The organism is Maribacter arenosus (assembly GCF_014610845.1).
Lineage (GTDB): Bacteria > Bacteroidota > Bacteroidia > Flavobacteriales > Flavobacteriaceae > Maribacter_A > Maribacter_A arenosus.
The window spans coordinates 13623-27050 of sequence record NZ_JABTCG010000004.1 but is presented as its reverse complement, the minus strand read 5'-3'; the positions used below and the strand labels follow the sequence as shown (position 1 = coordinate 27050).

General features: G+C 41.6%; 10 protein-coding genes. 8 read left to right on the top strand and 2 right to left on the bottom strand.

What is annotated here, in order from left to right:
* Window position 1: 1 nt before the first annotated feature.
* The gene (locus HPE63_RS11105; protein WP_188314355.1) at window positions 2-1852 is read right to left on the bottom strand and encodes a CBS domain-containing protein; all 1851 of its coding nucleotides are present in this window, start codon (window positions 1850-1852) and stop codon (window positions 2-4) included.
* A 198-nt stretch (window positions 1853-2050) separates the two neighbouring features.
* On the opposite strand from HPE63_RS11105, the gene rnpA reads away from it, so the two are divergent.
* From rnpA to HPE63_RS11075, 6 genes are all read left to right on the top strand, one after another.
* A complete protein-coding gene (gene rnpA, locus HPE63_RS11100) occupies window positions 2051-2458 on the top strand; it encodes a ribonuclease P protein component (protein ID WP_188314354.1) in 408 nt (135 codons plus the stop codon).
* The gene (locus tag HPE63_RS11095) at window positions 2442-4070 is read left to right on the top strand and encodes a S41 family peptidase (protein ID WP_188314353.1); all 1629 of its coding nucleotides are present in this window, start codon (window positions 2442-2444) and stop codon (window positions 4068-4070) included. The genes rnpA and HPE63_RS11095 overlap by 17 nt, the downstream gene beginning before the upstream one ends.
* 322 nt (window positions 4071-4392) lie before the next feature.
* Window positions 4393-5268: a fructosamine kinase family protein gene (locus HPE63_RS11090; protein WP_188314352.1), complete on the top strand. Its 876-nt coding sequence runs from the start codon at window positions 4393-4395 to the stop codon at window positions 5266-5268.
* A 76-nt stretch (window positions 5269-5344) separates the two neighbouring features.
* Window positions 5345-7435 carry a pyrroloquinoline quinone-dependent dehydrogenase gene (locus HPE63_RS11085; RefSeq protein WP_223198126.1) on the top strand — a complete coding sequence of 697 codons (2091 nt, stop codon included), beginning with the start codon at window positions 5345-5347 and terminating at the stop codon, window positions 7433-7435.
* Between the two features lie 6 nt (window positions 7436-7441).
* Window positions 7442-8503, top strand: coding sequence for a Gfo/Idh/MocA family protein (locus HPE63_RS11080; protein ID WP_188314350.1), 1062 nt, complete (start codon window positions 7442-7444; stop codon window positions 8501-8503).
* A 17-nt stretch (window positions 8504-8520) separates the two neighbouring features.
* Entirely contained in the window at window positions 8521-9999 is a 1479-nt protein-coding gene (locus HPE63_RS11075) for an acyl-CoA synthetase (RefSeq protein WP_188314349.1), read from the top strand.
* Window positions 10000-10039: 40 nt separating this feature from the next.
* Here the strand turns inward: HPE63_RS11075 and HPE63_RS11070 are convergent, their stop codons facing one another.
* Window positions 10040-11233: a C40 family peptidase gene (locus HPE63_RS11070; protein ID WP_188314348.1), complete on the bottom strand. Its 1194-nt coding sequence runs from the start codon at window positions 11231-11233 to the stop codon at window positions 10040-10042.
* Between the two features lie 119 nt (window positions 11234-11352).
* On the opposite strand from HPE63_RS11070, the gene dcm reads away from it, so the two are divergent.
* A complete protein-coding gene (dcm, locus tag HPE63_RS11065; RefSeq protein WP_188314347.1) occupies window positions 11353-12579 on the top strand; it encodes a DNA (cytosine-5-)-methyltransferase in 1227 nt (408 codons plus the stop codon).
* Window positions 12580-12582: 3 nt separating this feature from the next.
* Window positions 12583-13197 (top strand): hypothetical protein, encoded by a 615-nt coding sequence (locus HPE63_RS11060; RefSeq protein ID WP_188314346.1) that lies wholly within the window; start codon window positions 12583-12585, stop codon window positions 13195-13197.
* Window positions 13198-13428: the final 231 nt, after the last annotated feature.

Here is a 13428-nt window from a genome sequence, read left to right as displayed (position 1 = left end):
ATTAAAAATCCTTGGAGGTAATTATACCGACGAGCTTTTTCTCGATGACAACGGGTAAGCAATTGATCTTATGATTTTGCATCATATTCCGGGCCTCCTCCAAAGGCGTGCTTGGGGTTACGGTCACCAATTTGCGCTTCATAATGTTCGTTATATTTTCCCCATGGTCTTCAGTACTATCCAAATACTTGCCAACATCGGTCCAGGTTAGTAGGCCGATCAAATCCATATGGTTATCCAGAATAGGAACATGATGTATGTTTTTCCATTGCATCATTCGCAATACCAGCTCAAGACTGTCATTTTCCTGTGCGGTAATGGTCCTGATATTCATGCGTTCCCCCACTGTCCTGTTCTCCTTGGGGATTTTGAACTCATCCCCCCTTGGCAATCGCCATGCATCAACAGTATACCCTTTTTGTTGCCGCTCATATATGGTTGCGGTCAATATTTTTAAAGCATCTGTAGTCTTAAAGTCTTTCTGTAATTTTCTATACGCCTCGACCATCCATCGTGATCCATTGGCCGATCGTACACGGCGTTTAATAATCCTTAAGTAATGTTCTGCGTCTTTTGGGGCAACATTCATGCTATACAACCCCCTATAGGCCATTGGAAGTAAATGATCCAAAATAAGGTCATGACTTGATATTAAGGTTTCGCCCCAATAAAACTGGGCGGCCATTCCATATCGGGCCGCATTGAAAAAGTTGCTCTTTGCATCCTTGAAGTCCATTTTTTTATGGATATTATCGAACTCCTTGGGCCTTCCTTTCATAACGCCGACCCAGAACATCATGTTTGCGATCTCATCGGCCGTTGATGGTCCTGAAGGTAAGTATCTGTTTTCCAGGCGCATATGGGGCCTGCCATTTGAAGTCCCATAACATAACCTATTCCATTTATACACAGTCCCGTTATGCAGTTTCAATGCTTTTAATTTAGGAATATTCCCTTTTTCCAATTCCGTAATACTATCGGTCTTGAAATCAGAAGTGACCAAGCTTCTGAATCGAATTACCGAATCCTTGAAGAAATCAACTACGCTGCCTTGGGCCCATTCATTGCCAAAACCTACCCTGGATTCCCTTTCGTTCAGGATAAAAGTACTGGCCCTGGTATCTACGCTTTGTGCAAAAAGGGCAATCCGGGATTCTTCCCAAAGTTCGCGTCCCATCAACATTGGGGAGTTGGTGCAAATTGACAAGATCGGTCCGGCAATAGCCTGTGCCCAATTATAGGTATCCGCAAAATTATCAGGGTCTATCTGCAAATGCGATTGGAAACTTGTATTACAACCTTCGTAAAGAATGGAATCATGCTTAAGGTTCAGCTCATCAACACCCTTTATATGCAGTTCAATGTCATTTTTCCGAATCTCTTTAATAGCTTCGTTCAATACTTGATATCGTTTTAAAGGCGTCATATAATCAAGGCTCAAGTGCCTTGTTTGAATCGTAGGTAAAATTCCCGTAAGTACAAGTTTAGTGTCAAATTCTTTGGCGACTTCCTGAACCTGATCCAATAGCTCGTTTAAGTTCTTATGCAATTTCGAAAAGCACTCCCCTTTAAATTCCAAAGGCTCTAAATTGATCTCAAGGTTATACAAGGCCAGTTCAGAGGTGAAATGTCTCCCGCTTAATTTTTTCAATATCTTATCCGCATTATTGGCCGGCTCCCATTCCTGGTTCACCAAACAAAACTCTTGCTCAACCCCAATCCTTGAAATGTCTTTCTCGAACATGTCGTTTTCGAGCATTAGTTCCAAAGCCTTGATATCAGCCATAAGCTGCTTTAAGTACAAAGCTTTATTTGGATTGCCAATTAATTTTTCAACATTCAATTCTCCCATTTCAATTGTATTAAGGTCTGCAAGTTATTGTAAAATAGATTTTAATCCATACAAGATAGAACCTTTTTATGCTGTGGACAAATGACAATTGTCATAAAATCCATGCAATGAATTTTCTTTACTTTTACACTAGAAAACAAAAAGAGCCTTTTTGCATATTTTTAACTGGGAATTATCCGCTTCGGGGATAATATCATAATGACGGACAGCGTAGAAAAACACAGCTTTACATTTCCAAAAAAAGAAAAACTAAAAAGCAAGAAATTGATCGAACGGCTTTTTAGCGAAGGGAAGCACCTAACGGTATTTCCTTTGAAGCTCATCTATTTAGCTATAGACGCCCCAATGGATGCACGGATAAAAACCAGTGTGGCCGTTCCAAAAAAGAACATTAAAAGTGCCGTTAAAAGGAACCGTGTAAAAAGGTTGCTACGCGAAGCTTATCGACTAAACAAACATCTTGTTTTTAACAATAGTGAGGGAAACTTTGCGTTTCTAATTTTATATCTTGGTAAGGAAATGCCAAGTTTTGATTCGATAGATAAATGTACAAAGGCAATTCTTCAAAAATTTCTAAAAAAAATTGATAATGCAAAAGTTGATTAAGAAAAAGGTATTGATCCCTATCTTGGCGATTACCTTTTTATTCGTTGGTAGTGCTTTTAAAAGTGACTTTTTCGAAATAGCCAAACAAATTGAGATATTCACCACCCTTTTCAAGGAACTCAACATGAACTATGTGGATGAAACCAATCCCGCTGAATTGATGGACACCGCGATCAAGAACATGTTGAACGAATTGGATCCCTACACCAAATTCTTGAATGAACAGGATGTAGAGGCCTATAAGATGAACAATGCCGGTGAATACTCGGGCATCGGGGCCTTGGTTCGATCATATAATGATCGTTTGTTGGTCATTGAGCCCTATAAGAATTACCCAGCCGATAAGGCCGGATTAAAGGCTGGTGATGAGATAATTAAAATAGGGAATATCAATGTAGCTGATTTTGACGACAATGCCAGTGAACTTCTTAAAGGTGCGAATAATTCTGAAATAGCGATTACCTATAAAAGACAGGGTAAGACCCATATCACATCGATAAAACGTGAAGCCATAGAAGTCGATGCCGTACCTTACTATGATATGGTCGATGACAAAACAGGGTTTATCGTTCTTGCAAAATTCAATGCGAAGGCCACCTCACAAACAAAAGCAGCGCTTCTTGACCTAAAAGGCAGAGGGGCTGAAAAAATTATTTTAGACTTACGCGGAAATCCCGGCGGGTTATTGTCGGAAGCCATTGATGTAACCAATCTATTCGTTCCCAAAGGTGAATTGATAGTGACCACAAAATCGAAGGTCAAAAAATTCAACTCAGAATATAGGACCAAACACAAACCTGAGGACACGGAAATTCCTTTGGTGATTTTGGTCAATGGCAATAGTGCCTCGGCAAGTGAGATCGTTTCTGGAAGCTTGCAGGACTTGGACCGCGCTGTTATTATGGGGGCTCGGAGTTTTGGAAAAGGACTGGTGCAAAGGCCTTTGAAGCTTACCTATGGCACCCAATTAAAAGTTACCATTAGCCGCTATTATACCTCATCGGGTAGATGTATTCAATCACTTGACTATTGGAATAGGGATGAAAATGGAAATGCCGTTCGTCAGACCCAATTTAACGAGTTTAAAACAAGAAATGGTCGTAAAGTAAAAGATGGCGGAGGGGTTTTGCCTGATATTTTGATCGATGAGCTTGGCACCAATACCTTGATGAAAGCCTTGGAAGAAAACAATGTTATTTTTGACTATGCCACGAATTACCATTATGAAAATTCACTTGAAAGCTTAAGCGATTTCACTTTTTCGGATGCTGATTTCAACGAATTCAAAACCTTTGTCGCCCAAAGTGACTTTGCTTTTGAGACAAAAACCGAAAAGGCCATCAAAGAAGCTATGTCAGGTGAAAATGATGATGTTTTAGGGGCTTCGGTACAGGAGAACTATAAATCCCTGTTGAGTGAAATCGACAAAAGTAAGGTCATCGCCCTGGATCGGTACCATAATGAAATTAAAAAGAAGTTGGAGGATGAAATTATTAAAAGGTATTTTTATAGGGAAGGGCTATTTGAACATTATTTAACCCATGACGAAGCCATTCTGGCCGCAAAGGAACTGTTGGCCAACACTGCTAAATACGCTAGTATATTGAACTAGTATAACCACTCTTTATTGATATAACGTCCCGAATCCGATTTTATAGAATACGTTCCAAATATCGGCCTTGGAATTCATATGGCCTTATACATTCCGAATTTCAATATTTCTTGAATCCATAGATGGACTTTACCCAGTGAATTACCGTTAGTTTTAATCTGTCGTTGTGCAAATGATGGTATAGATAAACATTTTTCTATTTTTATATGGATTTGGGAAATGCTAAAATTTAGTACCGGGCATCGTACCAATCCATTGCTGAATCATATAAAAAAGGAATCCAATTAGGTATTGGCCAAAGGTTACAATATTACAAGAATCAATGCTGTCTTCTAACTTCAATTCACATATTCGTAAGGTTTTGGATTGTCCGATCAAGAAGGTCGAACCTTTATCCGGTGGGGACATTTCGAATGCCTATTGTATCTATACACAAACTCATCGCTTCTTTTGTAAGGTGAACGACAGTGATACCGCCTTGGATATGTTCTATACTGAAAAGGCCGGATTGGAATGTATTCAACACACGAAAACCATCAGGGTCCCAGAAATATTGGGTTGTGGAAAATACGAAGGGTACTCTTTTTTATTGATGGAATTCATAGAACCCAAAAATCCTGACCCAAAGGATATGGAAACTTTTGGACATCAATTGGCAGAAATGCATTCTTATGTTGGTCAGGAATCGTTTGGATGGAAAATGGATAATTATATTGGAACCCTTCCTCAATCAAACAAAACCTATACCGATTGGTCTCAATTTTATATACGGGAACGATTGTTACCACAATTGAAAATGGCAAGGGATGAAAAATTGCTTTCTTCAGAAGAAATTCCGTCCATAAATCGGATGGAAAGCGTATGCCAAATGCACTTTCCTAAAACCATTCCTTCGCTACTTCATGGCGACTTATGGGGCGGCAACTATCTCATTGGTGTGCAAGGCGACCCTTATTTAATAGACCCTTCGGTATATTTTGGGGATGCTGAGGTCGATTTGGCTATGACAAGACTTTTTGGCGGGTTTTCCTCAAGGTTTTATGACGCTTACAGTGAACAAATTCCCATTAAAGCCCTTGAAAAGGAACGAGTGGGTATCTATCAATTGTATTATCTTTTAGTGCATCTTAACTTGTTCGGTAAATCGTATTACCCATCTGTCTCACGATTGCTAAAAACATACTTCGGCCAACGATAAGCCAACATATAATTTTATAACTTTAGGGCAACCAATCCCGCTACAGAAAGTGCATTGCAACAAAACCCTAAGCAAATTGATTGCGGTTAGTTTTCTATTCATTTCTTTTATCAGTTGTGAGAATACAAACCCAAAGACCCTATCCTATACCAGTTGGTCGACTTATTTAGGGGATTCGGGCCGAAGCCATTATTCCACCCTTTCACAAATAACTAAGGAAAACGTAAAGGATTTAAAAGTAGTTTGGTCTTACGAGTCTCCGGATTGGGGGCAAATGCAAATGAATCCTATCGTAATTGATACAATGCTTTATGGGGTTTCAGCCGCTTTACGTGCTTTTGCCTTACATGCTGCAACGGGTGAGGAAATATGGCGGTTCGGCGATTCATTGCAAGTATGGCATTCCACAAGTCGTGGGGTTTCTTATTGGGAAAATGGGGATGATAGGCGCATTTTTTTTACAAGGGGTCCGGATTTGTATGCTTTGGATGCCTTGTCGGGCCAACCTATATCTACTTTTGGTAATCAAGGGAAAATAGATCTCCGATCTGGTTTGCCCGAGGAAGATAAAGACAAGTTTGTGATCTCAAATACCCCTGGAACAATTTACAAGGATTTGATCGTTATGCCGCTCCGAATTTCGGAGGATATTGATGCTGCCCGAGGGGATATCATGGCGTTCAATGTGATTACCGGGGCTTTGGAATGGGTATTTCACACGATTCCCTATCCAACTGAGGAGGGATATGATACTTGGAAAGACATAAAGGCTTACCAAAATAAGTGGGTGGGTGCGGCGAATAATTGGGCAGGAATGGCACTGGATAAAAGGTTGGGCATTATTTATGTCCCTACGGGATCGGCGGCCCCTGATTTTTATGGCGGAATGCGTAAGGGCAGTAATTTATATTCGGATTGTTTGTTGGCTTTGGATGCGAATACTGGGGAACGCATCTGGCATTTTCAGTTTACCCATCACGATATCTGGGATAGGGATCCCCCAGCCCCACCAAATCTTTTGATGGTTGAACGCAAAGGAAAAAAGATTCCAGCAGTAGCCCAGGTGACCAAGCAGGGATATGTCTATGTTTTTGACCGAAGAACCGGAAAGCCCCTATTCGATATAGCCGAAAAAACAGTTCCCTCCTCAAAATTGGAAGGAGAGGAAGCCTGGCCTACACAACCTTTTCCTGTCGAACCAAAGCCATTCGCAAGACAATCGAATGTGTTAACGGCAGATGACATTAGTCCGTTTGCCGAAAACAAAGAGGAATTAAAGGAAATACTTGCCAAGTCCGATAAACGCATATATGCGCCGCCAAGCCTAGGTCCGGTTTTACTTTTGCCCGGATACGACGGGGCGGCCGAATGGGGTGGCGCGGCAACGAATCCGTACGAGGGCATCATTTATGTGAATTCAAACGAAATGGCCTGGATATTGCAAATGGAAGAGGTAGTTCGAAATAGTGAAGACATCTCTTTAGGGGAACAAGTTTACCTCAACAATTGTGTAATTTGCCATAAAGTAGACCGTTCTGGCATGGCGGCCAGTGGATTCCCATCACTCATCGATATAAAGGCAAGAAAAACCAGAGAGGAAGTGTCCGTTCAAATCGTTAATGGGAAAGGGATGATGACCGGTTTTCCCCAAATTCCAGATAAGGAAAAGGAAGCTTTGGTTGATTTTCTATTTGATGAAAATGTTGGAAAGGAAGTGAAATCCGGGGAATCGAACCATTATCCCCTGCCTTACAAACATGCAGGATACAACAAATTTTTGGATAATAAAGGCCTTCCGGGCATCTCGCCTCCATGGGGGACCCTGCATGCCATCGATTTAAATACCGGTAAGTATATTTGGTCCGTCCCGTTTGGAGACACTCCGGAATTGGGGGCAGAAGGCAAGGGTACGGGAACTGAGAATTATGGGGGTCCCATCGTTACAGAGAACGGATTGTTGTTTATTGGAGCCACGAAAGTTGGTTATTTCAGGGTGTTCGATAAATATACCGGTAAGTTGCTGTGGGAATATAAACTGCCTGCAGCGGCATTCGCCACGCCGGCTATGTATGAAGTCAACGGCAAACAATACATTACCATCGCTTGCGGAGGGGAAAAGTTAGGAACGGTAAAAGGGAATCGGATTGTTGCGTTTGCCTTAAAATAAACTCAAATGGAAAAACTAAAGATACTTGTCGTCGGCTGCGGAAATATGGGTGCCGCCCATGCCAGGGCCTATCACCAAATGAATGGTTTTGAAATCGTAGGACTCGTAAGCCGAAATCCGGAAAGCCGTGAAAAGCTAAGCAAAGCCTTGGGAGGATATCCTACGTTCAGCAACTATGAATCGGCCTTGAAGCATACCAAACCCGATGCCGTTTCCATTAATACCTATCCCGACACCCATGCCGATTATATAAGGTCAGCCTTACATGCCCATGCCCATGTTTTTGTGGAAAAACCCTTGGCCTTAACCGTTGAAGAAGCTGAAGACCTGGTGGCATTGGCCATGGGTAAGAATAGAAAAATGATGGTCGGGTATATTCTAAGGGTACATCCTGCCTGGACCAAATTCGTTGACATTGCCCGTACCCTTGGCAAACCATTGGTTATGCGAATGAACCTGAACCAACAAAGCTATGGAGACCATTGGTATACCCACAAGCAATTAATGCATTCTATGTCGCCTATAGTGGATTGTGGGGTACACTATGTAGATATTATGTGTCTAATGACCCAATCGGTTCCTGTTAGTGTGAGTGCCATTGGCGCTAACCTTTCAGATGAAATTGCAGACACCATGTACAATTATGGCCAATTACAAGTGCGTTTCGAAGATGGTTCTGTGGGTTGGTACGAAGCTGGCTGGGGGCCAATGATAAGTGAAACCGCTGTTTTTATCAAGGATGTCATCGGACCAAAGGGTTCGGTTTCGATTTCGGACAGCCCCGTAAATGAATCACAGGATATAGAAGGGCATACCAAAACCGGAGGACTAAAATTGCACCACAGTGCTTTGGATACGGCAGGTAGGTTTGTAAAAAAGGATGAATGGATCAGTACGGCCGATGAGCCCGATCACGACGGCCTATGTCTTTTAGAACAGATGTATTTTCTGAAAACGATTCAAGAAGATCTTGATATGGAAAATCATCTCCAAGATGCCGTGAATAGCCTTCGCATAGTTTTGGCGGCGGACGAATCTTTTCGAACAGGGAAAACGGTTGAACTGTAATCCTCTAAATGAAAAACATGATTACCTTACTTGAAAGGGCAAAGCTCTTTAAAGGCAAGACCGCCTTAGTCTCAAACGGAAAATCCTATACTTACGAGCAACTTCTTACCTCCTCCAAATATATTGCCGCTAATCTATTACACGGTGAAAGAGACCTTAATGAAGCCCGGATCACATTTTTGGTGCCCCCATCATTCGAATATACAACCCTTCAATGGGGAATCTGGGCCGCAGGGGGAATCGCTGTTCCACTTTGCGAGTTGCACCCATTGCCGTCCATCCAGTATGTTATGGAAGATACGAAAGCGGATATTGTCATCGCGCATAATGACTTTGTTGATTTTTTAAAACCGTTGGAAAAGACTCTCGGTATTTCAGTACTCCCTTTAGAAACCTTTCTTAAAGAAAACCACGCCGAATTGCCTGAGGTTGATTCCGCTCGTAGGGCTATGATACTTTATACCAGCGGTACCACCAGTAAACCAAAGGGCGTTGTGACCAGCCATGCGAATATCGAAGCCCAGATTACAACCTTGGTCACTGCATGGGAATGGCAACAAGATGACTATATTTTGAATGTTTTACCCATGCATCATGTACATGGAATCATCAATGTAATGAGCTGTGCCCTTTGGTGTGGGGCATGTTGTGAATTCTTGCCCATTTTCGATGCCCATAAAGTATGGGAGGTTATAAAATCCGGTCGCTTAACGCTATTTATGGCCGTGCCTACCATCTACTTCAAATTGATTTCCTATTGGGACGATGCGTCTTCCGACGATCGACAACTACTGTCTAATGCGGCCTCAAAATTGCGTTTAATGGTTTCTGGATCTGCAGCATTGCCCGTATCGGTCATGGAAAAATGGCGAAGTATAACCCACCAAACATTATTGGAACGCTACGGTATGACTGAAATTGGAATGGGATTATCGAACTCCTATCTTGGGGAACGACGACCGGGGCATGTGGGCTTGCCCCTTCCTTCAGTTGAAATACGCTTGGTTGATGCAAACAATAACCCTGTTGGGGAAAATGAACCGGGGGAATTCCAGTTTAAGGGGCCCAGTGTTTTTATGGAATACTGGCAAAATCCCGAGGCTACCCAAAAAGCCTTTACCGATGACGGTTGGTTCATTACGGGTGATATTGGATTGTTAAACAATGGCCTATATAAAATTCTTGGCCGCGATAGTGTAGATATCATCAAATCCGGTGGATATAAAATATCGGCCTTGGAAATTGAGGATGCGCTTAGAAAACATGAAGGGATTAAGGACTGTGCGGTAGTCGGACTTCCCGATTTGGAATGGGGCGAAGTGGTTTCCGCCTGTTTGGTTACCGATTTGGACATCTTGGATACCAGGAAAATCTCAGAATGGCTTAAAGGGTATTTGCCGCCATACAAAATACCTCGCAACTACATCCTTCGAAAGGAATTGCCCCGAAACGTGCTGGGCAAGGTCACTAAAAACGAATTGAAAAAGATGTTTTAAATAAGCATCGGTTTGATTTTATGGACAGAATTTAGACAGATTAATCGTTGAAAATTGGCGTATGAACCAGATTGATAAGGTCTTTATCTTCTTCTTTTAGAATTCGCTGAGTACGTAAATATCGGTTCAGGTTCCACTCATCGAAATTAGGCGCTTTGGGGTCCATACTGCTGACGCGAACCATCTCAGAAGCGTGGATAAACTCATTGTTACCGATCCACATGCCTACATGTACTACCTTCTCTTCGGTAGAATCTGTAGCTTTTTGGCCAAAAAACAGTAAATCACCTTCAATGAGATTTTTAAAGTTTTTTATTGAATCTATGGGTTTGCCCGTATGCACTTGTTGGGATGCATCGCGGGGAATGACCAGGCCATTAAGGAAATAAATGGTTTTGGTAAACCCGCTACAATCAACGCCTTTGGTCGAGGTGCCGCCCCAAAGATAGGGCACTCCCATAAGTTGTTTTGAAGTAGCGACCAAAGACCCCGTGGTCAAATCCAAATCTTGCAACCATTGACCGTATTCCTCTGCCTCGTTCTTATCGATATAGGCGATTCGGCCATCGGGATATTTCACCTTAAAGTACCCTACAACTTCATTTACCTTTTCTAAGATTCCTCCGGCAGCGATATCAGAAACCACTTGGGCATTCTTATCAGGAGCGGAATAGGTATGTCCGTAGGTTTTCGTAAATATGACCTTTTCGGAAGATTTCCAATGGTTTGCCGCTACAGAGTCCATCAATTCAACGCCTCCACTATCTACCCATGAGATATACTTGTCTGGCGTTTGGATCAAATACCAATTTTCCGATTTTTTATAGACCTTTACAGGTGTTCCAAGAATGGCTTGGGTAGCCAATTCAGCCGCGTGTTTAGGATTACTTCGTAGGTTAGCTACGGAATTTTTAATGACTCCCCGATTTTTTCCCATAAGATCTGCGGATGGCAATATCTGGATACTATCAATAAAATCAACGTTTTTGGACTCTAACCTCATTTTTAAGGCTTCGACAGCTTGGGGTAGATTGCTTTCGCCTTTTAAAACATACCTTTCGTTATATTTTAATATGTTTATAGTGAACAGCGCTACGCGCTTGTCCGGGGCGAACTTGGATGCTACGTGATTTATCTCTTCTTGGATTGTATTTTCCTTAGTTTCTCCATCCCTACAGGAAATATTGATCAGAAGGACTATAAAAAAACCATAAACAGCGTTTTTCAGATTCATATCAAGCATATTTTGTGTAAAAATAGCCATTAATATGGTTTTTCCTTGCTACCCCATTCCCTTCAAAGTTGCCAAGTGCAGTATGTCCCGCACTACTATTTTTATTATTTTCGCCCTGAATGAAAAAACTTAAGGTCATAGAGCTTTTTGCAGGTGTTGGCGGTTTTCGCCTGGGACTTGAAAAATCCGGAAATTATGAGGTGATTTGGTCCAATCAATGGGAGCCATCGACAAAGACCCAACATGCTTCCATGGTCTATGAGGCCCGTTTCGGCGACAAAAACCATAGCAATACCGATATTTCGGAAGTGCCAATATCTGAAATTCCGGACGCGGATATTTTGGTAGGCGGCTTTCCTTGTCAGGATTATTCGGTAGCTACCACCCTGCAGAATTCCAAAGGTCTGATTGGTAAAAAGGGCGTCTTATGGTGGTCTATTCATCATATTTTATCGGAGAAAGAAACACCTCCCAAATATCTATTGCTTGAAAATGTGGATCGTCTTTTAAAATCCCCCTCAACACAACGGGGGCGTGATTTTGCCATTATGCTAAAAAGTTTGAGCAATTTGGGCTATGCGGTCGAATGGCGTGTTATCAATGCAGCGGATTATGGGATGCCACAGCGCCGAAGACGGATATTTTTCTTGGGGTATCATAAATCCACCCCCTTATATAAATCTTTGAAAAAAGCGGACAAAAAAGATTGGATTACCCAACAAGGCACTATGGCAAATGCCTTTTCAATTCAAAATTCGTTCGAAAAATACAATCACTTTACCCTAGATGGGGATTTGGTTGAAATTTCCGAACAATTCAATCATGGGGAAAAGTTATCTCCTTTTGCCAATACTGGGGTAAGCATCAATAACGAGGTGTTTACCGCAAAGTCCCATCCGAATTACGATGGCCCTCGAACACTGCTTGCCGATGTGCTGCAAAATGGGGAAGTAACCAAGGATTTCTTTATTCCCTCACAAGAATATCCAAAATGGGAATATTTAAAAGGAGCAAAAAAAGAGGTGCGAACGGCAAAAAATGGCTATGAATACAACTATAGTGAGGGGGCTATGGTCTTTCCCGATGCCTTGGACAATGCTTCGCGTACCATTATCACTGGTGAAGGAGGCAAAAGCCCTTCGAGGTTCAAGCATGTGGTTCAAACTTCAAAAGGATTGCGCCGTTTGACCCCTGTTGAACTGGAACGATTGAACATGTTTCCTGATAACCATACCCAATTAGAGGGCATTTCGGACGCAAAACGCGCTTTTTTTATGGGTAATGCCCTTGTGGTCGGGGTAGTTGAAAAAATTGGAGCGGCTTTGTTCAAAAAAATCAGCAACTAAGGCGTGGGGCTGACAAGCAACTTTAAGACAGATTTACAAAAAGAACAGCACCTAGCGATTCTCCTGGATTCACTTTACAAAAAACATCTTAATCATTATCGATTTAAACGCATATCCGATTTAAAAAAGCAACTTAAAGGAATTGATTTGATATTAACCCATCGAGTTACCAAAAAAGAGTTTTTGGTAGATGAAAAGGCCCAATTGGATTATGTGAACGACGATCTACCAACTTTTGCCTTTGAGCTTAGCTATCAAAAAAAAGGGGCGTTAAAAAAAGGCTGGCTTTTTGATGCTTCGAAGAAGACCGATTTTTATGCTTTGATTACAGGCATCTATTCTGATGAACCCAATAAATTTACTAGCTGTAAAATAACATTTGTGAACCGGGGAAAACTTATTTCTTTTTTAAAATCCAGAACTATTACCCAAAAAAGTTTGGTGGGTTTTCTAGAGGGCTCGCTGCCTAGGCATGGAAAAATAAAAGTGCCGGAACTTGATTCGAAAACAGAGGGATACCTTTATCGCTCTAGTTATAATAAGGCCGAAAAACCAATAAATCTGATTTTAAAACTTGGTTTTTTAATTGATAATGGCCTCGCAAAGCGTTTCATATAATTGATAATACAAACCCACCGGTCTATACGATTTAAAGTTATTATTCCAGATTGTGTTATTCATGTATTTAATCGACAGACTACTACCGGATATGGGTTTTAAGGCTGTTGAGGCAAGTTTGGTCATTCTATTAACCGACCAATGGGTCGGTGCCATCAACTTAAGCATCTTAAAAGCCAGTTGCGCTGTCGGATATAATTCCTTGCCTCGTATAAAGGATAAATCGTTACT

Bases quoted from the DNA above. Each gene is read 5' to 3' on its own strand.
- HPE63_RS11105 (WP_188314355.1), bottom strand. From the start codon at position 1,852: ATGGGAGAATTGAATGTTGAAAAATTAATTGGCAATCCAAATAAAGCT.
- rnpA (WP_188314354.1), top strand. From the start codon at position 2,051: ATGACGGACAGCGTAGAAAAACACAGCTTTACATTTCCAAAAAAAGAA.
- HPE63_RS11095 (WP_188314353.1), top strand. From the start codon at position 2,442: ATGCAAAAGTTGATTAAGAAAAAGGTATTGATCCCTATCTTGGCGATT.
- HPE63_RS11090 (WP_188314352.1), top strand. From the start codon at position 4,393: ATGCTGTCTTCTAACTTCAATTCACATATTCGTAAGGTTTTGGATTGT.
- HPE63_RS11080 (WP_188314350.1), top strand. From the start codon at position 7,442: ATGGAAAAACTAAAGATACTTGTCGTCGGCTGCGGAAATATGGGTGCC.
- HPE63_RS11075 (WP_188314349.1), top strand. From the start codon at position 8,521: ATGATTACCTTACTTGAAAGGGCAAAGCTCTTTAAAGGCAAGACCGCC.
- HPE63_RS11070 (WP_188314348.1), bottom strand. From the start codon at position 11,233: ATGAATCTGAAAAACGCTGTTTATGGTTTTTTTATAGTCCTTCTGATC.
- dcm (WP_188314347.1), top strand. From the start codon at position 11,353: ATGAAAAAACTTAAGGTCATAGAGCTTTTTGCAGGTGTTGGCGGTTTT.